The organism is uncultured Nocardioides sp. (assembly GCF_902805925.1).
Taxonomy (GTDB): Bacteria; Actinomycetota; Actinomycetes; order Propionibacteriales; family Nocardioidaceae; genus Nocardioides.
Genome location: NZ_CADCUP010000067.1, coordinates 16,083 through 38,444, shown reverse-complemented (window position 1 = coordinate 38,444; position 22,362 = coordinate 16,083). Strand labels below are relative to the sequence as shown.

Sequence of the window (22,362 nt, the reverse complement as noted above, 5' to 3'; positions counted from 1 at the left end):
GAACACCGCGGGGACCCCGCGTGACCCGGGTGCTCGTCGTCGAGGACGAGGAGAGCTACAGCGACGCGCTCGCCTACATGCTCCGCAAGGAAGGCTTCGAGGTCGCCATCGCGGCCGACGGGCACACGGCGCTGAGCGAGTTCGACCGCAACGGCGCCGACATCGTGCTGCTCGACCTCATGCTGCCGGGCATCCCCGGCACCGAGGTGTGCCGGCAGATCCGGGCGACGTCCAGCGTGCCGGTCATCATGGTCTCGGCCAAGGACGACGAGGTCGACAAGGTGGTCGGCCTCGAGCTGGGCGCCGACGACTACGTCACCAAGCCCTACTCCCCCCGTGAGCTGGTCGCCCGCATCCGTGCGGTCCTGCGCCGCGGCCAGGAGCCGGACCTGCTGCCCGACACCCTCGAGGCGGGCCCGGTGCGGATGGACGTCGAGCGCCACGTCGTCACCGTCGGCGGACACGAGCAGCGGCTCCCGCTGAAGGAGTTCGAGCTGCTGGAGATGTTCCTGCGCAACCCCGGCCGGGTGCTGACGCGCGGGCAGCTGATCGACCGCGTCTGGGGCTCCGACTACGTCGGCGACACCAAGACCCTCGACGTGCACGTCAAGCGGCTGCGCGCCAAGCTCGAGCCCGACCCGTCGGACCCCCGCTACCTCGTCACGGTGCGTGGGCTGGGCTACAAGCTCGACCTCTAGCACGACGTCCGGAAGTCGCCGGTCATCGACCGGGAATCGGGCGGTGGCCGTCGGCGGGTTCGCCTACCGTCGTGGGGTGACCTCCTCCACCGCCCGCAGCACCCCGTCGGACGCCTCGCCGAGCGCTGCCGTGGCGCCGTGGAAGCCGCTGGCCGCCGTGGCCTTCACGCTGGTGACGTGGGCCTCGGCGTTCGTGGCCATCCGTCACCTCGGCCACGACGTCCCGCCGGGCGCACTGTCGCTGGGCCGGCTGCTGGTCGCGGTGGTGGTGCTCGGGGCGATGCTCCTCACCCAGCGCCACCGGCGCTGGCCGACGCTGCGTGAGTGGCCGCTCATCGCGCTCGGCGGCATCACGTGGATCGGCGTCTACAACCTCGCCCTCAACGAGGCGGAGCGCCGCATCGACGCCGGCACCGCGGCGCTGCTGGTGCAGATCGGCCCGATCCTGGTCGCGCTCCTGGCCACGGTCTTCCTGGGCGAGAGGCTGACCCGGTGGCTGCTGGCCGGCCTCGCGGTCGGGTTCGCCGGCGTCGTGGTCATCGGTCGTGCCTCGTCCAGCGGCGACAACGGCGACCTGCTGGGCGTCGTGCTGGGCGTGGTCGCGGCGCTCACCTTCGCCGTGGGCGTTCTCACCCAGAAGAAGCTGCTCGGGGCGATGAGCGCGCTGGAGATGACGTTCTGGTACTACGTCGTCGGGGCCGTCGTGTGCCTGCCGTGGGCCGGCGAGCTGGTCGAGGTCAGCCGCGAGACGAGTGCCGCCAACCTCGGCTGGATCGTGTTCCTGGGCGTGTTCCCCTCGGCCATCGCCTTCACCACCTGGGCCTACGCCCTCTCCCACTCCGACGCCGGCAGGTTCGCGATGTCGACCTTCCTGGTCCCCTTCATCACCACCCTCATCGCGTGGCTGGCGCTCGGAGAGGTGCCTGCCGCCCTGTCCTTCGTGGGAGGGGTCCTGTGCATCGTCGGCGTGCTGCTCACCCGGCGTACGACCCGGCCGGTGGCGCCGGCACCGGAGGGGCCGGCGCTGCGGTAGCGCGGCGCCTCCCCGACAGCCGCCTGCGCCGCCCAGGAAGGGCGACGGGTCACCGGTCGACCGGTGCGACCTCCGCGCCGCCCTCGCCGGCGCCGGAGGGGCGCAGGGCGGTGAAGGCAGCCAGGTTCGCCGTCGACTCCCCGCGGGAGAGCCGCCACTCCCACTCCTTGCGGATCGAGGACGCGAAGCCGAGCTCCAGGATGGCGTTGAACGACTCGTCGGCCTGGCTCAGCACGGACCCTAGGAGCCGGTCGAGCTCCTCGGCGTTGACCATCGAGAGCGGGAGCCGGGCGTCGAGGTAGATGTCGCCGTGGTGGTCGACGGCGAACGCCACGGCGTACATCCTCAGGTTGCGCTCGAGCAGCCACCTGTAGACGCGGGCGTGGTTCTCGTCGGGGTTGCGGCACACGAAGGCGTGCACGCCGAGCGCGTGCGGGCCTACGTCGAGCCGCACGGCCGTCTGCTGCTTGCGCTCGCCGGGCAGGCTCAGGGAGAACATGCCCGGCACAGGCTCGGAGAACTCGATCTCCTCGGCGACGAGGAAGTCGCGCACGGTCGCAGCGCTCATGCGGTGGCCTCGAAGCGCATCCGCCCCGCAGCCCGCTGGTAGACCTCGAGCGTGCGGGCGGCGGTGCGCTCCCAGGCGAAACCGCGGGCCTGCTCGACCGCGCCGGCCGAGAGCCGGGCGTGCAGCACCTCGTCGCGGACCACCGAGCCGATCGCGGCCGCCCAGTCGCGGGGCTCGTGGCTGTCGACCAGCACGCCGCTGCGGCCGTCGGCGACCACGGTGGTCAGCCCACCGACGGCGGCCGCCACGACCGGCGTGCCGGTGGCCTGGGCCTCGGCGGCGACCAGCCCGAAGGACTCGTTGTACGACGGCACGGCGACGAGGGTCGCGGCCGAGCACCAGGTGGCGAGCTCCCGCTGGGCGACGGGCGGCACGAAGCGCACCACGTCGCCGAGACCCAGCTCGTCGGCCAGCTGGGCGAGCGACTCGGGGTGCTCGAGCCCGCTGCCGGAGGGGCCGCCGACGACCGGGACGACGAGGCGCGAGCGCAGCGCCGGGTCCTGCTCGAGGAGGACCGCGACCGCACGCAGCAGCACGTCGGGCGCCTTGAGCGGCTGGATGCGGCCGGCGAAGAGCAGCACGACGGCGTCCTCGGGCACGCCCACCTCGCGCCGGGCCGCGGCCCGGTCGCGGCGGCGGAAGACGTCGAGGTCGACGCCGGGGTGCACGACCTGGACGCGCTCGGGTGCCGCGTCGTAGAGGTCGATGAGCTGGCGGGCCTCGATGCCGGTGTTGGCGATCAGCATGTCGGCGGCCTCGACCACCTGCTCCTCGCCGATGACCCGCGCCGCGGGCTCGGGGCTGTCGCCCTCGGCCAGGGCTGCGTTCTTGACCTTGGCCATGGTGTGCATGGAGTGCACCAGCGGCACGCCCCAGCGATCACGGGCCAGCGCCCCCACCTGCCCGGAGAGCCAGTAGTGGGAGTGCACGGCGTCGTAGTGGCCCATCGGCTGCAGCGCCTCGCTCCGCAGGACCTCGCGCGCGAAGACGCACAGCTGCCCGGGCAGCTCGGCCTTGGTGAGCCCGTCGAGCGGGCCGGCGTTGATGTGCCGCACGAGCACCCCGTCGGCCGCCTCGACGACCGGGGGCAACGAGGAGGACGTGGCGCGGGTGAAGATGTCGACCGCGAGACCGCGGGCGGCCAGCCGGCGGGAGAGCTCGATGACGTAGACGTTCATGCCGCCGGCGTCGCCCGTGCCGGGCTGGTCGAGCGGCGAGGTGTGGAGGCTGATCATCGCCACGCGTCCGCGCCAGCTCCTCCGCTGTCGTGTCACCGGTGCCCCTTCGTCAGATGTCCCCGGGGCACAACCCCGGACGTCGCGCCGTGATTCCCCAGTCGCGGGCGACGCTCGGCGGGCGTGGCCTCCAGCGCTCCCCCGTGGTACCCGTTCGCGCCCCGGAGCAACCCCGCTCAGGGCTCGCGGGTGCCCTGGTGGAAGCGCTGCACCCAGCGTCCGGAGACCCGTTGCCACAGCGACGAGCGCAGGGCGGTCGAGTCGTCGCGGAGGCTGCGCCAGACCAGCAGGACGACGTCGTCGGACACCCGCTGGACGTCGACCACGTCCAGCCCGACGTGCCCGCCGGGTCCGGTCTCGGCCAGCATCTCCTCGCGGCTCCAGAGGCGCCCGGACTGCCCGATCTCCTGCCACTGCGGGTGCAGCAGCGCCGCCACGGCGGCCGGGTCGGCACGGACGTCGTCGGTGAGCAGCGCCCGCTCGAGGGCGATGACGGCCTCCTCGTCGGTCGCGGGGGCCACCACGTCGTCGAAGGAGGCGAACAGGTCGGGCTCCTCCTCGACCTGCCCCGGGGCGGCCGCCGGGTGGGCCACCTGCGAGCCCGAGAAGCCGGGGCCCGGAGCGGGTGCGGACCCGGCCTTCCAGGCGGTGGCGGCCGCGTTCGCCAGCCGGTCGGCCTGCTCGTTGAGGTGGTGGCCGGCGTGCCCCTTCACCCACTCGAACCTGACTCGGCGCCCCTGCATCGCCTCGTCGAGGGCCTTCATCAGCTCCACGTTCAGCACGGGCTTGCCGTCGCCCTTCTTCCAGCCGCGACGCTTCCAGCCGGCCATCCACTTGGTGATCGAGTTGATGACGTAGGTGCTGTCGCAGACGACGTGCAGCTCGTCGTCGAGGTGCGCGGTCTGCTGGAGCAGGTCGAGCACGGCCATCAGCTCGCCCATGTTGTTGGTGCCGTTGGGCCAGCCACCGCACGCCCAGTGCTCGTCGTCGGCGTACCACCCCCAGCCGGCGGGACCGGGGTTGCCCAGGGCGGAGCCGTCGGCGGCGGCGGTGATCGTCACGGCGGTGATCCTGCCATCCCGGCGCGACGGCGTCGGCCGGGGCACCGCCTGGGCTCTGCGTCGACTCCGACCTCGAGGGCCGGCGTCAGGAGTCGGGCACCGACACCAGGGCCAGGCGGCCCGAGCCGTAGCCCGCGATGTCGACGAGCACGTCGTCGCGGGCGCCGATGGTGGCACCGACGGCGGCGAGCTCCGGCGGCAGATCCTCGCCCGGGTGGTAGGTGCGCTCGAGCCTCTGGTGGATCCCGCTGGCGTCGCCCAGCGGCGCGGCGAGCACGTTGAGCACCTCCGCGCAGTTCTCCATCAGGTTCGTCGGCATGAGGTTGTCCTCGATCGCAGCCTGGGCACCGCCCGCCGGGATCAGCGCCAGCGAGGCACCGGTGTGGGCGGCGAGGGCGAAGTCCATCAGCGCGACGGCCGAGAGGCGGCCGCTGTCGTCGACGTACACGGCGCACGCGGGCCTCGGCGCGACGTGGGGGCTGAGCGGCTCCGGTGCGTCCCCGACGGTGACGTCGCGGCCGAGCAGGCCCTCGAAGAGGTCCTTGAGCTGCTTGCGGTCAGGCATGTCCATGGTGGTGTCTCTCAGACGAGGACGCGACCGAGCGCGTCGCTGAAGGTGTCGGCGGTGAAGGGCTTGGCGATGACGAACATCGCGCCGGCCTTCTCGGCGATGTCGCGCATCTCGGGCGAGCCCTCGGAGGTGACGAAGCCGAACGGGACGGCGTTGCCGCCCGCGCGCAGCTCGCGCAGCAGCTGGATGCCCGTCATGTTGGGCATGTTCCAGTCGGAGAGCACCATGTCCGGGAGCTCGGTGGCGACCTTGGCGAGCGCGTCGGCGCCGTCCTCGGCCTCGACGAAGTCGTGGTGGCCGAGACCCGCCTGGCGCAGCGTGCGGAGCACGATCTGGCGCATGACGCGGCTGTCGTCGGCGATGAGGACCTTCATGGGAGTGTTCCGTTCCTGTGTCGTGAGGTGGTGTCCGCCGGCGGGGTCAGCGGGCGGGGTGGTGGATCGAGACGAGCACCGGGTCGCCGTGCCACGACGCGGTGAGGTGGGGTCCTGCCGGGGACCAGGCGGGCGACAGGCCCCGGGCCACGTGCGGGAGGCCGAGCCGGGAGGTGCCACCGAGGGCACCCTTGAGGCTGCCGGCCACGACGTTGACGACCTCGCCGAGCGCGTCCTCGACGTCCTCGGCGTCGGCCTCCGAGCCCGCAGCCGGCTTCAGCAGGGCGCGGGTCATCGACGTGGCGGCCCCGTCGGTGCACCACAGCCGGAGCGTGCCGCTCCAGTCGCCGGTGACCGTGATGGAGGCGAGCGGGCCCACCGTGCCGGTCGGCCACGGGGCGGTCCACGGCAGCACGGGCTGGTGCAGCATCGAGGCCCAGACCTGCTCGACGACGGCGCCGAGCAGCAGGTCGTCGGGGTGCAGGATCGTCGGCACGTCAGGCCTCCACGGGCACGTCGGGGAGCAGGCCGAGGAACGCCAGCTTCTGGCGCAGGTCGTCGGCCTCGAAGGGCTTGGTGAGGTACTCGTGGGCACCCGCGGCGAGGGCCCGCACGATGCGCTCCTGCTCGCTCTCCGTCGTCACCATCATCAAGGTGATCCCGCGCCACTCGGAGCGCCTGCGCACCCGGGTGATGAAGGTGAGCCCGTCCATGACCGGCATGTTCCAGTCGACGCAGGCCAGCTGCGGCGGCTCGGGCTGCGTCTCGAGCACGTCGAGCGCCTCCCTGCCGTCGCCGGCCTGCAGCACCTCGAACCCTGACGAGGCCAGGACCCCGCCGACGATGCGGCGCATCGCGCGTGAGTCATCGACTACCAGGGCACGCATGAGCGGTCCTCCTCCCGAACGCGGTACAGGGCTGAGCGTCCGGCCGGCTCTCGTTCCCACTTGTCGTCGAGGCCGCGCGTCATCTCGGCGGCACCGAGGAACAGGTAGCCGTCCGGAGCGGTCACCTGCCTGACCCGGCGAAGGATGTCCTGCTTGGTGGCCTGGTCGAAGTAGATGAGCACGTTGCGCATGAAGACGATGTCGAACCTGCCGAGCGACGTGTAGGGGCGCAGCAGGTTGAGCTGCTTGAAGTCCACGCGCGAGCGCAGCTGCGGGCTGATGCGCCAGCTGAGGCCCTCGCGCGTGAAGTGGCGCACCAGGAGCGAGGCCGGCAGACCGCGGTTGACCTCCAGCTGGGAGTACTCCCCCCTGCGGCCCTTCGCCAGCACCTCCTCGGAGAGGTCGGTGGCGACGATGGTGACGTCGAAGCCGGCGAGCAGCGGCGAGTCGAGCACGGTCATCGCCACGCTGTAGGGCTCCTGGCCGGTGGAGCAGGCGGCGCACCAGATCCGGATCGACCTGCGGGTCCGGGTCTCGGCGAGGGCCGGCAGGACGGTCGTGCGCAGCGCGGTGAAGGGGTCGTTGTCGCGGAACCACGACGTCTCGTTGGTCGTGAGGGCCTCGACGACCGCCGTCCGCGAGCGCGGCTGCCGACGCAGGGCCACCTCGGCGACGTACGACGTCACGTCGGGGTGGCCGGCGGCGCGCGCGAGCGGCAGGAGCCGGGACTCGACCAGGTACTCCTTGCCCGCGTCGAGCACGATCGCGCTCTCGGTGCGGACGAGGTCGCGGACGAAGTCGAACTCCCGGGCACCGAGGCTCACCCGGCCACCTCCACGGGTGTGGTTGCGGCGACGACGGGCCGGCCGGGACGGGCGAGCCGGCGGACCAGCTCGGGGGCGATCTGGGGCAGCGGGAGCACGAGCTCGGCGAGCCCGGCGTTCGTGACGGCGCCCGGCATGCCCCACACGACGGAGGTGGCCTGGTCCTGCGCGAGGACGGTGCCGCCACGCTGGGTGAGGACGTCGGCGCCGCGCTCGCCGTCGGAGCCCATGCCGGTCAGCACGACCCCGAGCACGCCGGCCCCGGCGGACGCGGCGGCGCTACGGAACAGCACGTCGACGGCCGGCCGGCAGTAGTTCTCCTGCGGGCCCTGGTGCAGCCTGGCGACGAACCCGCGCGAGGTCGAGACGACCTCGAGGTGGTGGTCGCCGGGGGCGACGACGACCTGCCCCGGCCCCAACGGCTGGTCCTGCTGCGCCTCGCTCACCTGCCACGCCGAGGACCGGTCCAGGCGGGCGGCGAACTGGCGGGTGAAGACCGGTGGCATGTGCTGGACCACGGCGACGGGCACGGGCAGCAGCGGCAGCGACGAGAAGAGGGTGTGCAGCGCCTCGGGACCACCGGTCGAGCTGCCGATGACGAGCAGCCGGTAGGTCTCGGTCGCCCTCCGCGTGGCGGGGGCCGGACGCGGCGGGACGGCGGCGCGGGGGGCGGGCGGCGTCACCGGCGGGCGCAGGGACGTGCGAGGCGCCAGGGTCTTGATCCGCGGGATGAGGGCCTGGCGGACCAGCTCCATCGACCGGCCGACGCTGCCCACGTTGGCCGGCTTGGCGACGTAGTCGGTGGCCCCGGCCGAGAGCGCGTCGAGGGTCGCGACGGCACCCTGCTCGGTGAGCGTGCTGAACATGATGATCGGCGCGGTGCAGCCCGTGGCACGCAGGGCACGGACCGCCTCGATGCCGTTCATCTCCGGCATCTCGATGTCCATGGTGATGATGTCGGGCTTCAGCGACTCGACCTTGTGCAGGGCGGCGCGGCCGTTCACGGCCGTGCCGGCGACCTCGATGTCGGGGTCGCCCTGGAGCAGGTCGGTGACCAGGCGCCGGATGACGACCGAGTCGTCCACCACGAGCACGCGGATCGGCGCCATGGAAGTCCTTCTCTTGCGGGGCTCGGGCCCCCCGGACGAGCGACCGCCTGGTCCATCGGCAGACGGTGGGACGACCTGAGTGGAATCAGCCGTGGACCAGGTGCCAGGGCCGCAGCAGCACCTCGGCCTCGGCCCGGGGCAGCAGGTCCTCGACCAGCCCCGCCTGCAGCACGCCGGCGAGCGCGTTCCACGCGCCGTACGCCGCGTCGATGGCGGTGAACCCGCCCCGGTGGAAGGCGATGACCCCGGCCAGCTGCACGTCCATGGCGATCCTCAGCCGCTCGGACAGGCTGACCGCCCACGTCGCGCGGTGCATCGCCGGCGCCCACTGGGTGGTGTGCGGGCGGAGGTCGTCGACGACCTGTCGCCAGGAGGTGCGCACGGCCTCGTCGGCGGCGGCGACGGCACGCAGCACCGTGGCCGCCTCCGGCGCGTCGGTGACGTCGAGGTCGTCGCGCAGGGGCACCGCGGCGCGGGCCAGGGGAGCCGCCATCTCGGCCCACAGCCCGGCGTGCACCGGCTCGTGCAGGTAGGAGGCGGCGGCCGCGTCGGAGAGCACGTCGGCGGCATCGGCGGCGACGGGGTCCTGCACGGCCATCGAGCCGCTCCGCAGCCAGGTCCAGTCGAGGATCTCGTGGCGCACGAGGTGGTCGAGGCCGGCGGCGTCGCCCAGCATGCCGGCCTCGAGACGGCGCAGCGTGTGGACCTGGCCCCGGGCGGCCTCCTCGAGGGCACGGCCGGCGTGCGGGAGCAGGGCCGTGAGCGCCTCGCGCTCGACGAGGGCCTGCTCCAGCGTGGTCTGGCGCCGGCGCCGCTCGTCGGGTCCCGGGTGCGCCAGGGCCAGTCGGTCGAGGCCGGCGGGGCCGCAGGCCAGCGCCGAGCGCAGCACCGCGGCGACGACGTCGCCGTGCGGGAGCCGGGCCAGGTCGAAGCCCAGGGTGGCCGCGCCGACGACGGTGTAGCGCATGCTCGACCCTCCCCCGGTTGCCGCGCCGCCTCCCGTCGTACGACGAGGCCGGCGGCACCCCCAGGATGCCACCGGCCCCGTTCTGCGTCAGCCCCGATTCAGGCGATGCGGAACCGCCCGACCTCCGAGCGGAGCTCCCCCGACATGCGGGCCAGCTCGTTGATGGCGTCGAGCGTCTGGGTGACCGACTGCGTCGTGGTGTCAGCGGCGGCGGCCACCCCCGAGATGTTGGCGGCGATCTCGCCGGAGCCGGCGGAGGCCTCGGCGACGTTGCGGCTCATCTCGTTGGTGGTCGCGGTCTGCTCCTCCACCGCCGAGGCGATGGTGAGCTGGTAGTCGTTGATCGAGGTGATGATGGTCGCGATCTCGCCGATCGCCTCGACCGCGCCGCCGGTGTCGCCCTGGATCGCCTCGACCCGGCGGGCGATGTCCTCGGTGGCGTTGGCGGTCTCCCGGGCCAGCTCCTTGACCTCGTTGGCCACGACCGCGAAGCCCTTGCCGGCCTCGCCCGCGCGGGCCGCCTCGATGGTCGCGTTGAGCGCCAGCAGGTTGGTCTGCTCGGCGATGGAGGTGATCACCTTGACGACGTTGCCGATCTCCTGGCTCGAGGTGCCCAGCTTGGACACGGCCACGTTGGTGGTGTCGACCATCTGCACCGCCTGCGACGCGACCCGGGCGGCCTCGTTGGCGGAGTGGGCGATCTCGCGGATCGAGGCACCCATCTGCTCCGCGCCGGCGGCGACGGTCTGCACGTTGCGGGAGATCTCCTCCGAGGCACCGGCCACCAGGCCGGCCTGGGTCGAGGTCTCCTCGGCACCGGCCGAGATCTGCTGCGAGGAGGCGGAGAGCTGCTCGGAGGCCGCGGCGACGGCGTCGGCGCTGCTCGCGACGGAGGTCACGATCTGGTTGACGGACTCGACGGAGTGGTTGATCGCCCGCTCGAGCTGGCCGAGCTCGGCCGCCGACTGCTCGGGCACCCGCTGGGTCAGGTCTCCGTCGGCGAAGGCGGCGAGCGCCTGCACCGAGCGGCGCAGCGGTCGGGTGATGCGCTGGGCGATGAGGAGCGCGGCGGCAGCGAGGACGCCGATGCCGAGCACGGCGATGAGCAGGGTCAGCGTGCGCACCTCGCTCGCGACCGCCTCCTGCTCGTCGGTGAGCTCGCCGAAGTGGTCGACCAGCGCGTCCTTGGCCGCCGAGACGGCTGCGTCGGTGACGTCGTTGGCCGCCTGGATGTCGTCGACGTCCTGCCGGGCGCGCGCGGGGTCGGTGCCGGCGAGGGACAGGAAGGCGTCGATGCTGCTGACGTAGTCGGTGAGCGCGTCGGGCAGCGGCTCGACGACCTCCAGGTCGTCGGCGTCGAGCGAGCCCGATCCGGCCTCGATCGCTGCCAGGAGCTCCTCGACCGTGGCCGCGTCCTCCGCCAGGCTCGCACGGAGCTCGGCGAGGTCGCCGCCGGCCAGCGACCGGTAGGCGGTCACCTTGATCTCGCTGGCCCGGGTGTCGAGGGCCAGGATGGTCGCCTGCACGTCGCTGGCCTCCGCGAGCCGCTCGCTGATGTCGTTCTGGCGTGACTGGCCGTGGATGGCGGTGGCGAGGATCGTCGTGGCCGTGAGGGCGCCGACGGCGGTGATGGACGCGATGCGGCGGCCGACGGTCCAGTTGATGTTCTTCAAGGCGATGGTTCCTTCGTGGTGAGGGGGGATCGGTCAGGCGGCGACGGCGCGGTCGACGTCGAGAGCGAGGAGAAGCCGGCCCTGGAGCTTGTAGGCGCCCAGGAGCAGGTCCCGGGAGGGGTCGGTGAGGGTGTCGGGCGGCGACTCGAACTGGTCGTCCTCGACGTCGACGACGGCACCGATGCTGTCGACGAGCAGCGCGATGGACTCGCCGGCGACCCGGATGACGACCAGCATCTGGTCGACCTCCGCGTTCCGGGGCGGGAGACCGAGCTGCTCGCGCAGGTCGAGCGCGCTGAGCACCTGGCCGCGCAGGTTGATCAGGCCGGCCATGGTGGCGGGGGCGAGGGGGATGCGCGTGCGCGGCAGGCCGCGCAACACCTCCTGCACCGACTCCACACGCACGCCGTACAGGCGTCCGTCCAGGGTGAAGGTGACGAACCGGGTGCTCACACCGCCTCCTTGACGAGTGCGTCGAACGCCGATCCGGTCCCCGACCAGGCGCCGACGGGCGTCGCCTCGGAGAGGTCGGTGCCGGCGTAGAAGTGGGGGTCGGCGGCGAGCACGGCGTCGCGGACGTCGAGGACCTCCACGACCCTGTCGCGCACCAGCACCGAGCCGAGCAGGCCGCGGTCGGCGATGTCGTGCTGGATCTCGGTCTCCTCGTCGACGATGTCGACGATCTCGTCGACGACGATGGCCAGGCTGCGGGAGCCGGCGGTGTAGATGATGACCACGAGGTTCTCCTCGTCCGCGCCCGGGTCGTACGACGCGACGCCGAGGTGCCGGTCGAGGCGCAGCAGCGGGAGGATGTCGCCGCGGTACTGCACGACCTCCCGGGTGCCGACGACCTCCACGGCTGCTCGGGGGATGTTCTCCAGCCGGGTCACCGACGAGAGGGCGATGGCGATGCGCCGGCCTCCGCCGATGCCGGCGACGAGCAGCCGCACGTGCTCCGCGGCTGCCCTGACGTCGTCGGGGCCCTCGTTGCCGCGCTCGAGGGTCTCGGCGTTGAGGGCCTTGCGGGCCAGGGCCTGCACGTCGAGGATCAGGGCCACGCGACCGTCACCGAGAAGCGTGGCGCCGGAGTAGGTGCCCAGCGCCTTGAGCCGGGCCCCGAGCGGCTTGACGACGATGTCCTCGGTCGAGAGGACCCGGTCGATGACCAGGCCGAAGCGCTTGCCCTCGGCCTGCAGCACGGCGATCAGGACGTGGCCGTCGCTGCGATCGGACTCGACACCGAGCACCTGGGCGAGGTGCACCAGCGGCAGCAGGCTGCCGCGCAGGCGGTAGACCGGCGCGCCGTTGACGTCTTCCACGGCCGTCGCGGCGCGATCGGCGTCCAGGGCCACGAGCTCGAGCAGGTTGACCTGGCCGATGGCGTAGGTGTCGCCGGCCGACTCCACGATCAGCGCCGGCACGATCGCCAGCGTGAGCGGGATGCGCAGCCGGCAGGTGGTGCCGCGGCCCAGCACCGACTCGATCTCGATCGTGCCGCCGATGCTCTCGATGTTGGTCTTGACGACGTCCATGCCGACGCCGCGGCCCGACACGTTGGTGACGGCGGCCGCAGTGGAGAACCCGGCGGTGAAGATGAGCTGGAGGATGTCGGCGGTCGCCATCTGGGCGACCTGGGCCTGGGTGCGCAGGCCCCTGTCGACGGCCTTGGCCGCGATGCGCTCGGGATCGATGCCGGCGCCGTCGTCGCAGACTTCGACCACCACCTGGCCGCCCTCGTGGTAGGCGCGCAGGGTCAGCAGGCCGGCGGCCGGCTTGCCGGCGGCGACCCGCTCGGCCGCGGACTCGAGGCCGTGGTCGACGGCGTTGCGGACCAGGTGGGTGAGCGGGTCCTTGACCGACTCCAGGAGCGAGCGGTCGAGCTCGGTCTCGCGACCCACCATGGCGAGCTCGACCTGCTTGCCGCACGCGGCGCCGAGGTCGCGCACGACGCGGGGCAGCTTGGCCCACAGGTGGTCGATGGGCTGCATGCGCGTCTTCATGACGCCCTCCTGCAGCTCGGTGGCGATGAGGTTCAGCCGCTGGGCGGCCCGGGCCAGCTCGACGTCGTGCTGGGACGACGCCTGGCGCACGATCTGGTTGCGGGTGAGGACCAGCTCGCCGACCTGCCGCATGAGGCTGTCGAGCAGGTCGACGTCGACGCGGATCGACGACTCGGCCACGTTCCGACGGCCGGCGTCCTCGTCGCCGGCAGGGAGGGCGGTCTCGCGCACCGGTGCCGGCTGGGCGACCGGGGTGGCAGCCAGCGCGGGCTCGGGCTCGGGCTCGGGCTCGGGATCAGCGACGGCGGCGGGTGCCTCGGCGCGGCCCTCGAGCACGTCGGTGATGCGGGCGACGACCGAGCTCACGTCGACGTCGCCCTCGGTCCCGTCCCGCTCGATGGCGGCGAGCAGGTCGCGCACGCGGTCGACCATGGCCAGCAGCACGTCGGTGGTGCCCGGCGTCATCGTCATCTTGCCGTCGCGCAGCCGGGCGAGGAGGTTCTCGCCGACGTGCGTGACCGCCTCCAGCCGGCTGAACGCCAGGAAGCCGCTGGTGCCCTTGATCGTGTGGATGGTGCGGAAGATGCTCCCGAGCAGGTCCCGGGAGGCCGGGTTCCTCTCCAGCTCGACCAGGTCGCGGTCCAGCTGGTCCAGGTTCTCGTGGCTCTCCACCAGGAACTCGGAGACGATCTCGTCCATCTCGTCGAACTCGCTCACATTGACGGCCCTTCCCACATGTGTCGACAGGGGGCCTATCGACAGGGGCAGGGACGACCTGAGGGAATCACCGCAGCGGCGGCCCCTCGCCCTGGTCGGAGAGCACCACGCGAGCCAGCCTGTGCAGCCGGTCGGAGAGGGCCTGCTCCGGCAGGACCACGGGATCGGCGCCGCAGATCTCGAACGTGTAGACGAACATGTCCGGCATCGGCGCCGCGGGCTTCACGCGCTGCAGGTCCAGCCCGGCGACCAGCTCGCGCACCTCGGTGGCACGCGGATCGGGCCCGTCGAGGTCGACGACGCCGCCCGTGGTGCGCCCCGCGAAGCCTCCCGAGCGGCTCACGGCGACGACCCCCGCCGGTGCCGACGCCCGCTCCGGCCGTCCGGTGACCGGCGCGCCGCCCGAGGGGTCGACGCCCACGGCGAGCCAGGCGTCGCGGACGACGTCGGCGTGCTCGCCGGCCACCGAGACCGTGACGCCCGCGAAGGACGCGAAGTCGCTGTCGGTGGCGACGTCGCCCGAGGTGAGCGCGGCGTACCAGACTCGGCCCGCGCCCTCCCACAGCAGGCCGCCGATCCCCGTGGCGGCGAGGTGGAAGGCGCGGTTGGGGATGCCGGAGTTGAGGTGCACCCCCCCGTTGTCGTCGGTGGTCTCCACGAAGTCGTCGAGGTGGCCGACCTGGGGGTCCTTGCCGAGCGCCGGGTCGTCGTAGGCCGTGCCGGGTGCGGCCATGTCGCGCAGCGCCCGCGCCCGGACCCCGGGCAGGAACAGCCCCTCCCCGATCAGCCAGTCGGCCGTGTCGACGCTCTGCCCGAGCACGCGTTGCTTCAGGCAGGCGGCGAAGGCGTCGGAGACCGCCTCGTTCAGGGCCCCCGACTGGCCCTCGTAGGCCAGGCCGACGGTCTTCTCGGTCACCGCGTGGGTGAACTCGTGCGCGAGCACGTCGACGGGCTTGGTGAAGCGGTCGAAGACCTCCGCGTCGCCGTCGCCGAAGACGAGATGGGCGCCGTCCCAGAAGGCGTTGTCGTAGTCCTTCTCGTAGTGGACGGTGAGCGAGACGCCGACGCCCCGCCCGTCGTACGACGAGCGGCCGAACTCCTCGGCGAACAGCGCGAGCGTCGCCGTGATGCCCTCGGCCGCCTCGTCGACGGCGACGTCGCCCACCGCCGGGGCCCCCGCCTCGCGGACCGGACGGCCGGGCAGCGAGGTGCCGTTGTCGGCGTCGTGGACGACCCACGCCGCCCCCGGCGACGGCGGGGTCACCAGGCCCTCGCTGCGCCGGGCGCGCAGGGTGGAGTCGAGCTGCAGCGTCTGGCCGGAGGTGGTGGCGACGGCGAGGCCGGACTCGGCCAGGCGGCGGAGGAGGTACGGCGGCACGAACTGGCAGGTCATGCCCCCAGTCCTACACGCGACCACCGACGAACTGAAGGTGCCCGGGCGGCTCAGGCGGAGAACCGGGCCCGCATCGTGCGCATCGCGCCCCGGGGGCGCAGGCGCAGGAAGTCGACCGGCTGCACGCCTCGCTGCTCCGGCTGCGCGAGATCACCGATCCGTACGCCTCCTGACGAATCGAGGTGACGACCCCTCCACCCCTAGAATGGAGTGCTGCCCGCTCGGGCCCGCGCCTCCCCCAGAAAGCGATGTCGTACCACCATGTCTGGAACCACCACCCGCAACGACCTGCGCAACGTCGCGATCGTCGCCCACGTCGACCACGGCAAGACCACCCTGGTCGACGCCATGCTCCGCCAGGCGGGCGCGTTCACCGCCCACCAGGCCGAGAGCGTCGCGGAGCGGGTCATGGACTCCGGCGACCTCGAGCGCGAGAAGGGCATCACGATCCTCGCCAAGAACACCGCGGTGCACTACGCCGGGCCGGCGGCCGAGGGCAAGCCGATGACCATCAACATCATCGACACCCCGGGCCACGCCGACTTCGGCGGCGAGGTCGAGCGCGGCCTGTCGATGGTCGACGGCATCGTGCTCCTCGTCGACGCCTCCGAGGGCCCGCTCCCCCAGACCCGCTTCGTGCTGCGCAAGGCCCTCAACGCCGACATGCCGGTCATCCTCGTGGTCAACAAGACCGACCGCGGTGACGCCCGGATCGCCGAGGTCGTCGACGAGACCTACGAGCTCTTCATGGACCTCCTCGACGAGAGCCACAGCCAGGACGCCCTCGACTTCCCCGTCGTCTACGCCTCCGGCCGCGCCGGCATCGCCAGCCTGACCGCCCCCGAGAACGGCACCATGCCCGAGGGCGGCGACCTCGAGCCGCTGTTCCGGACGATCCTCGAGACCATCCCGGCGCCCGCCTACACCGAGGGGGCGCCGCTGCAGGCGCACGTCACCAACCTCGACGCCTCGCCGTTCCTCGGCCGCCTCGCGCTGGTGCGCGTGCACGAGGGCACCCTCAGGAAGGGCCAGACCGTGGCCTGGATGAGGCGCGACGGCGAGGTCAAGAACGTCCGCATCACCGAGCTGCTCGTCACCGAGGGCCTCGAGCGCAAGCCCGGCGAGTCCGCCGGTCCCGGCGACATCGTCGCCATCGCGGGCATCCCCGACATCACGATCGGCGAGACCCTGGCCGACGCAGAGAGCCCCGTCGCCCTGCCCCTCATCCACGTCGACGAGCCCGCCATCTCCATGACCATCGGCACCAACACCTCGCCGCTGGTCGGCCGGGTCAAGGGCGCCAAGGTGACCGCGCGGCTCGTCAAGGACCGCCTCGACGCCGAGCTGGTCGGCAACGTGTCGCTGCGCATCCTCCCCACCGAGCGACCCGACGCCTGGGAGGTGCAGGGCCGCGGCGAGCTGGCGCTGGCCATCCTGGTGGAGCAGATGCGTCGCGAGGGCTTCGAGCTCACCGTCGGCAAGCCGCAGGTCGTCACCAGGGAGGTCGACGGCAAGCTCCACGAGCCGTTCGAGCGCCTCACGATCGACGCCCCCGAGGAGTACCTCGGCACCATCACCGAGCTGCTCGCCTCCCGGAAGGGCCGGATGGAGCAGATGACCAACCACGGCACCGGCTGGGTGCGCATGGAGTTCCTGGTGCCCGCCCGCGGCCTCATCGGGTTCCGCACCGAGTTCCTCACCGACACCCGTGGCACCGGCATCGCGCACGGCATCTCCGAGGGCTACGAGCCGTGGGCGGGCGAGATCCGCTCCCGCACGAACGGCTCGCTCGTGGCCGACCGCAAGGGTGCTGCCACGGCGTACGCCATGACCAACCTGCAGGAGCGCGGGATCATGTTCGTGGAGCCCACCACCGAGGTCTACGAGGGCATGATCATCGGTGAGAACTCCCGCGCCGACGACATGGACGTCAACATCACCAAGGAGAAGCAGCAGACCAACATCCGGTCCGCCACCTCCGACAACTTCGAGAAGCTCATCCCGCCGCGGCGCCTCTCCCTCGAGCAGTGCCTGGAGTTCTGCCGCGACGACGAGTGCGTCGAGGTCACCCCGGAGTCGGTGCGGATCCGCAAGGTCGTGCTCGACGCGAACGAGCGCGCCAAGACGGCGAGCCGCGCCCGCAAGGCGGCCAAGTGACCCCTGGGGTCCTGTTCCGGCGGGTGGCGGTGGCCGAGGCGATCACCTGGGCGCTGCTGCTCGCCGGGATGTTCCTCAAGTACGTCACCGAGACCACCGAGCTCGGCGTCCGGGTCTTCGGCATGGTGCACGGCGTCGTCTTCGTCGCCTACTGCGTCGCCACCGTCGTGGTGGCGATCGACCAGCGGTGGTCGGCCGGCCGTGCCGTCCTCGGCCTCGCGGCCGCGGTGCCGCCGTTCGCCACCCTGCCCTTCGAGCGGTACGCCGGGAGGCGTGGGCTGCTCTCCGACTCCTGGCGCCTCCGGTCGGCGCCACCGGCGTCGCTGCCGGAGCGCCTGGTCGCCTGGCTCGTGCGCAACCCCGTCCGGGGCCTCGTCGCCGGCCTGGCGGCCGTGGTCGTGCTGACCGGCGTGGCCCTGCTCGCCGGCCCGCCTGCCTGACCAGCCCACCCCCCTCGATCGGCCGCGCACCACACCGCCCCGGGCGCGACGCGGGGCCGCCCGCACTCGGCGGACGGCCCCGGATCGGTGAGCTAGGTCAGCTCGGGTCGGTGATCACCGCCACGCCCTCGATGCGCACGGGCTTGTTCTTGCCCACCACGATCTTCAGGTTGCCGGTCTGCGTCCCGTCGAAGTCGATGCGACGCAGCTGCTTGGTGGCGTTGCGGCCCTTGAGGCTGAACGTCTTGACCTTGTCGTCGCCGACGAAGACCTTGATCGTGCCCGCGTTGCGACGGGTGCCCACGACGATGGCGGCGCCGGTCGCCTTGCGGATCCTGGCGATGAGCTTGGTGCCCTTGTCGCGCGAGGTGACGTAGTCGTTGCCGTACGCCCTCTTGTCGACCACCCGGCGCCACTCGCCCTTCTTGCGGATGAGCTGGCCGTCGTCGCGCGGCACCGTGAAGGTGACGCTCGCCGGCGTGGGGTCGGTGACCCCAGCCGCGTTGACCGCGGCCACGGTGAACACGTGCGTGCCGGCCCGGAACCTCAGGCTCTTGCCGCCCGATCCGCAGGCCACGGCCTTGCCGTCGACCGTGCAGACGAACGTCCCCGTGACCGGACTGGCCGCGTAGTCGAAGGCGATGACCTTCTCGAAGACCACCGAGCCGTCCACGGGACCCTCGGTGATCGTGGTCTCCGGCGCCGGGCTGGCCGCCAGCTCGAACGAGGCGTCGTTGACGTCGAAGAAGTAGTTGTCCACCGCCTCGATCTTGATGCGGACGTCTGCCGCCGTGACGTTCGGCATCGTCAGCGTCTGGGACCCGTCGTTCGGCGTCGCCGCGGCGAGCACCGTGTCGAAGGTCCTCCCACCGTCGGTCGAGGCCGAGATCCTCACCGTCGGCGCGAGGCCCTGGGTGTTGTTCACGGCCCAGGTGACCGGCACCGCGGTGCCACCCGCCACCGTCGCGCCCGGGGTGGCCTGGGAGGTCACCAGGAACGGTCCGGCGGTCGGGTCGAGGTTCAGCGTCACGTCGTCGAACGCCACCCCGCCACCGGTCGGGAACAGGTCCCGGGCGGTGAAGCGGAAGCGCATCCGCGGCAGGGCGTCGGGGTTGCCGATGACGCTGCCCGTGTATCCCGGCTCGGGGAGGTACTCCGAGAAGCACTCCAGCTGCTCGGGGGTCAGCGGGACGGTCGCGTCGGCCGGCGGCGGGCAGTCACCGGTGGCCGCGTTGGTGTTGCCGGCGAGCACCTGGGCCATGTCCGGGAACACCCGCGTGGGGTTGCCGTCGGCGATGTTGATGCCCGGGGCCGGCGACTTGAGCGCGTCCTCGTCGCTGACGAGGGCCGCGGTGCCGAAGACCCGGAACAGCGGGCCGTTGAGCTTGACGTTGTCGGGCAGCCGCGTGCCGGAGCCGAAGTCGGCCTGCTCCCACAGGTAGGTCAGCGCGTCGCCGTTCGCGTCGGTGCCGGCGCCGGTGAGGGCGAACGGCGTACGCATCGGGATGGTCTTGTCCTCCGGTGCGGTGACGGCCGGAGAGGTGTTGCCGGTCGCCTCCTGGGCGAAGCCCTCGCTCTCGTCGGGACCGCCCTGGGCGGTCTCGCCCACGAAGCCCGACCCGCCGGTCACGCCGATGGTGATCGCCGGCTGGTCGACGTCGGTGGCGTCGACGTCCTCGATGCTGGGCACGCTGTTGAAGATGACCTGGAAGCCGGTGGCGTCCGGCGAGGGCAGCGTCGCCCCGAGGACGTACTCGTCGTAGCCCCACTCGGCGATCGACACGTCCTCACCCGTGGCCGTCTCGACGGCGGCCTCGATGCCGGCCTCGGTGTAGGCGGTGACGGGGACGTCGGCCGCGGCGTCGGAGGAGATCGTCAGCGTGTCGGTGCTCGGGGCGAAGTCACGCAGGGAGACCGTCTGGACCTCGGTCACGTCGATCTCGAAGCCCTCGGTGTACGCCGTCGCCTCGTCGATGGTGTGGAAGGAGAAGTACGGGTCGGAGTGCTCCTGCAGGTTGTCCTGGCGGCAGATGCCGGCGTAGGCCATCACCGACGAGCCGGAGCCCGGCTCGACCGAGGCCTCGGAGATGTTGCCGCCGCAGTTGCCGGCGGCACCGTTGAAGGTGTGGTTGCCGGCGAACTGGTGGCCCATCTCGTGGGCGACGTAGTCGATGGCGAAGAAGTCGCCGATCGGGTCGGGCAGTCCGGTGCAGCCGCCACCCTTGTAGTCCTGGCCGACGACGCCGAGGTAGGCGACACCGCCGCCGTTCTTGCCGAGCGCGATGTGGCCGATGTCGTAGTTCGAGGCGCCGACGAGCTGGCCGAGGACGGTGCGGTTCTGGCCCAGCGTCAGGCCGCTGCAGAAGTCGAGGTCGCCGGGGAGGTCGTCGTCGGGGTCGGCGGGGTCGCCGAGGTCCTCGCTGCGGAAGCACGGAGCGGCACCGCAGGGGCCGTTCGGCTCGACGGCCTCGGCCTCGGTGTCCAGGTTCAGGGCCTCGGTGGCGTTGACCAGGCGCAGGTCGATGGCCAGGTCGTCGTTGTAGACCTGGTTGACGCGGTTCATCAGCGTCACCTTCTCCGCCAGCACGTTCTCGGTGCCGAAGTAGGCGGCGTACGACGGGTCGCTGGTCAGGGCCAGGCGGTAGAGCTTGCGGGAGACAGGTGCGTTGTCCTCCGTGGCGTTCGCGGTGATCTTGGCGTCCACGCTCTTGCCGATGGTCTCGATCTCCCCCTCGACGCGCCGCTGCTCCGGCTCCGGCAGCGAGCTGCCGTAGTAGCTCAGGTGCTCCGTCGTGCCGCGCCGGTTGTAGGCCGGGTCGACGAACCAGGCGCCCCGCTCACCGGGCGCGCGCACGGAGGCGTGGAAGCCCATCTGGGTGACGTCGATGGCGACGGAGACGCGGGCGTCCTCGACGCCGCGGCCGGAGTACGTCGCGATCTCCGGGTGGGCGGCAGCGAGCTCCGACTCCATCCGCTGGGTCTTCTCGACCCTGAAGTCGACCAGACGGCCGGACGGGTCGGGCACCGACACCAGGCCGGTGTCGAGCTGCGAGCGCAGCGCGGCGAGGTCGACGCGGTTGGCGGCGTAGTCACCCGGGCGGACCCGGGTCGTGGCGCCGGTGGGCGCGAAGCCCCGCAGCGCGGTGAAGGTGGGGTCGTCGGGAGCGGCGGTGGCAGGGACCAGGGACCAGGTCGGCAGCACCCCCGCACCTAGGACCAGCATGAGCAGGACGGCAAGGCGGCGTGCACCGGGCATCGGCAGGGGTTCCCCTCGAGAGTGTGAGTGACCGCACTCTAGGCACGGGTCGCGGTGGGCGCCACCCCCGGGTGCCGGGTCAGGCCGGAACGCCGGTCCTGCGCAGCAGGGGAGCCAGCACCACCAGGCCGAGCAGGGGCAGCGCGGCCAGGACGGCCAGGCTCCACGGCAGGCCGACGACGTCGCCCAGACCTCCGACGACCGCCGAGCCGACACTGCCGCCGACCAGGAAGAGGAGCGTCGCCACGCCCAGGGCGACCCCTCGCTCCTCGCTCTCGACGGCGTCGCCCACGGCGACGCTCAGGGCCGGCTGGCCGAGGCCGAAGATGACGGTGACCACGGCGACGACCAGGCCGAGCACCGGCGCGGACACGAGGTGGGCACCGAGCGCTGCCAGGAGCAGGGCGATGCTGGCCCCGGCGGTCGCGTACCCGATCGCCGCAGCGGGACCGATCCGCTCGATCAGCGGACCCGCGAAGCGCGGCACGAACAGGGCCACGACCGCGCTGGGCACCAGGAGCAGGCCGACCTGCCACGCCTCCCAGCCGTCGCCGACCAGCACGGCGGGCACCCCGATGAGCAGGGCGAACCACGACGCCGGGATCGCCGACGCCGCGACCGCGCTCCGCACGACCGCTGCGTTGCGGACCACGCCGAGCGGCAGGAAGCCGTGCGGCTTGCGTCGTACCCACCAGGCGACGGTGGGCGTGCCGAGCAGGATCAAGAAGGCGCCCGTGACGGCGACGAGCACGCCGGTCGAGGGCGACTGGACGAGCAGGACCAGCCCGGCGGACGTCGCCGCGACCAGCACGGCACCCACCACGTCGAGACTGGCCCCGGTGCCCTCACCGGTCAGCGACCGCCAGATCAGCGGCAGCACGAGCGCGCCGAGGATCGGCAGCGCCATCACCGCCCGCCAGCCGAACGCGTGCTCCACGGCTCCGCCGACGAGCGGGCCCAGGCAGCTCACGGCGGCCGCGGTGGCCGCCAGCCGCCCCAGGGCCAGCCCGCGCACGGAGCCGGAGTAGCGAGCGCTCAGCACGGCGATGCCCAGGGTGGGTACGGCGGCCGCCCCGGCTCCCTGGAGCAGGCGCGCCACGAGCAGCACCGGGTAGGTCGGCGCGAGCGCGGCCACCAGCGCGCCGCCGGTCATCAGGCCGAGCCCGACCAGCAGCGGGATGCGGACGCCGACCAGGTCGGACACGCGCCCGTAGACCGCGGTGGTCACCGCGAGCATGAGCGCGTAGAGGCTGATCGTCCACGTGGCGCCGCCGACGCTGATGCCGAAGTCGTCCGCGAGCAGCGGCAGGGCGACCGCGGCGGAGGAGGAGCCCATGCCGGCGAGCCCGAACAGGAGTCCGAGCAGGGTGGAGAGGCGGCGGGATTCGGCGGGCATCAA

General features: G+C 72.6%; 20 protein-coding genes. 4 read left to right on the top strand and 16 right to left on the bottom strand.

The window, feature by feature from the left end; translation table 11 throughout:
- The first annotated feature begins 20 nt into the window (after positions 1–20).
- Together QZX64_RS04715 and QZX64_RS04710 are read left to right on the top strand one after the other, a co-directional pair.
- Positions 21–698, top strand: a complete 678-nt coding sequence (locus QZX64_RS04715; protein ID WP_295657392.1) for a response regulator transcription factor — start codon at positions 21–23, stop codon at positions 696–698.
- A gap of 76 nt (positions 699–774) precedes the next feature.
- Positions 775–1,731, top strand: coding sequence for a DMT family transporter (locus QZX64_RS04710; protein WP_295657391.1), 957 nt, complete (start codon positions 775–777; stop codon positions 1,729–1,731).
- A gap of 49 nt (positions 1,732–1,780) precedes the next feature.
- On the opposite strand, the gene QZX64_RS04705 is transcribed toward QZX64_RS04710, so the two are convergent.
- The 14 genes from QZX64_RS04705 to QZX64_RS04640 all read right to left on the bottom strand — a co-directional run bounded on the left by QZX64_RS04705 (position 1,781) and on the right by QZX64_RS04640 (position 15,110).
- Positions 1,781–2,299 (bottom strand): YbjN domain-containing protein, encoded by a 519-nt coding sequence (locus QZX64_RS04705; RefSeq protein WP_295657389.1) that lies wholly within the window; start codon positions 2,297–2,299, stop codon positions 1,781–1,783.
- Positions 2,296–3,534 (bottom strand): D-inositol-3-phosphate glycosyltransferase, encoded by a 1,239-nt coding sequence (gene mshA, locus QZX64_RS04700; protein WP_295657387.1) that lies wholly within the window; start codon positions 3,532–3,534, stop codon positions 2,296–2,298. The genes QZX64_RS04705 and mshA overlap by 4 nt, the downstream gene beginning before the upstream one ends.
- 176 nt (positions 3,535–3,710) lie before the next feature.
- Positions 3,711–4,595, bottom strand: coding sequence for a ribonuclease HI family protein (locus QZX64_RS04695; RefSeq protein WP_295657385.1), 885 nt, complete (start codon positions 4,593–4,595; stop codon positions 3,711–3,713).
- Positions 4,596–4,680: 85 nt separating this feature from the next.
- Positions 4,681–5,160, bottom strand: coding sequence for a hypothetical protein (locus QZX64_RS04690; RefSeq protein WP_295657383.1), 480 nt, complete (start codon positions 5,158–5,160; stop codon positions 4,681–4,683).
- 17 nt (positions 5,161–5,177) lie between these two features.
- A complete protein-coding gene (locus QZX64_RS04685; protein ID WP_295657380.1) occupies positions 5,178–5,540 on the bottom strand; it encodes a response regulator in 363 nt (120 codons plus the stop codon).
- Between the two features lie 46 nt (positions 5,541–5,586).
- The gene (locus QZX64_RS04680) at positions 5,587–6,036 is read right to left on the bottom strand and encodes a chemotaxis protein CheX (RefSeq protein WP_295657378.1); all 450 of its coding nucleotides are present in this window, start codon (positions 6,034–6,036) and stop codon (positions 5,587–5,589) included.
- Position 6,037: 1 nt separating this feature from the next.
- Complete coding sequence (locus QZX64_RS04675; protein ID WP_295657376.1) at positions 6,038–6,427, bottom strand: PleD family two-component system response regulator; 390 nt, start codon at positions 6,425–6,427, stop codon at positions 6,038–6,040.
- Complete coding sequence (locus QZX64_RS04670; RefSeq protein WP_295657374.1) at positions 6,412–7,251, bottom strand: protein-glutamate O-methyltransferase CheR; 840 nt, start codon at positions 7,249–7,251, stop codon at positions 6,412–6,414. The genes QZX64_RS04675 and QZX64_RS04670 overlap by 16 nt, the downstream gene beginning before the upstream one ends.
- Positions 7,248–8,360 carry a chemotaxis response regulator protein-glutamate methylesterase gene (locus QZX64_RS04665; protein ID WP_295657373.1) on the bottom strand — a complete coding sequence of 371 codons (1,113 nt, stop codon included), beginning with the start codon at positions 8,358–8,360 and terminating at the stop codon, positions 7,248–7,250. Before QZX64_RS04665 ends, QZX64_RS04670 begins: the two co-directional genes overlap by 4 nt.
- 85 nt (positions 8,361–8,445) lie before the next feature.
- Positions 8,446–9,327 (bottom strand): hypothetical protein, encoded by an 882-nt coding sequence (locus QZX64_RS04660; protein WP_295657371.1) that lies wholly within the window; start codon positions 9,325–9,327, stop codon positions 8,446–8,448.
- Between the two features lie 98 nt (positions 9,328–9,425).
- A complete protein-coding gene (locus QZX64_RS04655; protein ID WP_295657370.1) occupies positions 9,426–11,000 on the bottom strand; it encodes a methyl-accepting chemotaxis protein in 1,575 nt (524 codons plus the stop codon).
- Positions 11,001–11,033: 33 nt separating this feature from the next.
- The gene (locus tag QZX64_RS04650) at positions 11,034–11,453 is read right to left on the bottom strand and encodes a chemotaxis protein CheW (RefSeq protein WP_295657368.1); all 420 of its coding nucleotides are present in this window, start codon (positions 11,451–11,453) and stop codon (positions 11,034–11,036) included.
- On the bottom strand, positions 11,450–13,717 hold the full coding sequence (locus tag QZX64_RS04645; protein ID WP_295657367.1) for a chemotaxis protein CheW: 2,268 nt from the start codon (positions 13,715–13,717) through the stop codon (positions 11,450–11,452). The genes QZX64_RS04650 and QZX64_RS04645 overlap by 4 nt, the downstream gene beginning before the upstream one ends.
- 67 nt (positions 13,718–13,784) lie before the next feature.
- Positions 13,785–15,110 carry a protealysin inhibitor emfourin gene (locus QZX64_RS04640; RefSeq protein ID WP_295657366.1) on the bottom strand — a complete coding sequence of 442 codons (1,326 nt, stop codon included), beginning with the start codon at positions 15,108–15,110 and terminating at the stop codon, positions 13,785–13,787.
- Between the two features lie 261 nt (positions 15,111–15,371).
- Here QZX64_RS04640 and typA point away from each other — a divergent pair, with 261 nt between their 5' ends.
- Together typA and QZX64_RS04630 are read left to right on the top strand one after the other, a co-directional pair.
- Positions 15,372–17,267 (top strand): translational GTPase TypA, encoded by a 1,896-nt coding sequence (gene typA, locus QZX64_RS04635; RefSeq protein WP_295657365.1) that lies wholly within the window; start codon positions 15,372–15,374, stop codon positions 17,265–17,267.
- Positions 17,264–17,707 carry a DUF3817 domain-containing protein gene (locus QZX64_RS04630; protein ID WP_295657364.1) on the top strand — a complete coding sequence of 148 codons (444 nt, stop codon included), beginning with the start codon at positions 17,264–17,266 and terminating at the stop codon, positions 17,705–17,707. The genes typA and QZX64_RS04630 overlap by 4 nt, the downstream gene beginning before the upstream one ends.
- Positions 17,708–17,804: 97 nt before the next feature.
- On the opposite strand, the gene QZX64_RS04625 is transcribed toward QZX64_RS04630, so the two are convergent.
- The gene (locus QZX64_RS04625; RefSeq protein ID WP_295657363.1) at positions 17,805–20,909 is read right to left on the bottom strand and encodes a reprolysin-like metallopeptidase; all 3,105 of its coding nucleotides are present in this window, start codon (positions 20,907–20,909) and stop codon (positions 17,805–17,807) included.
- Between the two features lie 133 nt (positions 20,910–21,042).
- Positions 21,043–22,359: an MFS transporter gene (locus QZX64_RS04620; protein ID WP_295657361.1), complete on the bottom strand. Its 1,317-nt coding sequence runs from the start codon at positions 22,357–22,359 to the stop codon at positions 21,043–21,045.
- Positions 22,360–22,362 lie beyond the last annotated feature (3 nt).

Bases quoted from the DNA above. Each gene is read 5' to 3' on its own strand.
- typA (WP_295657365.1), top strand. From the start codon at position 15,372: ATGTCTGGAACCACCACCCGCAACGACCTGCGCAACGTCGCGATCGTC.
- QZX64_RS04685 (WP_295657380.1), bottom strand. From the start codon at position 5,540: ATGAAGGTCCTCATCGCCGACGACAGCCGCGTCATGCGCCAGATCGTG.
- QZX64_RS04705 (WP_295657389.1), bottom strand. From the start codon at position 2,299: ATGAGCGCTGCGACCGTGCGCGACTTCCTCGTCGCCGAGGAGATCGAG.
- QZX64_RS04665 (WP_295657373.1), bottom strand. From the start codon at position 8,360: ATGGCGCCGATCCGCGTGCTCGTGGTGGACGACTCGGTCGTCATCCGG.
- QZX64_RS04690 (WP_295657383.1), bottom strand. From the start codon at position 5,160: ATGCCTGACCGCAAGCAGCTCAAGGACCTCTTCGAGGGCCTGCTCGGC.
- mshA (WP_295657387.1), bottom strand. From the start codon at position 3,534: ATGATCAGCCTCCACACCTCGCCGCTCGACCAGCCCGGCACGGGCGAC.
- QZX64_RS04620 (WP_295657361.1), bottom strand. From the start codon at position 22,359: ATGCCCGCCGAATCCCGCCGCCTCTCCACCCTGCTCGGACTCCTGTTC.
- QZX64_RS04660 (WP_295657371.1), bottom strand. From the start codon at position 9,327: ATGCGCTACACCGTCGTCGGCGCGGCCACCCTGGGCTTCGACCTGGCC.
- QZX64_RS04675 (WP_295657376.1), bottom strand. From the start codon at position 6,427: ATGCGTGCCCTGGTAGTCGATGACTCACGCGCGATGCGCCGCATCGTC.
- QZX64_RS04640 (WP_295657366.1), bottom strand. From the start codon at position 15,110: ATGACCTGCCAGTTCGTGCCGCCGTACCTCCTCCGCCGCCTGGCCGAG.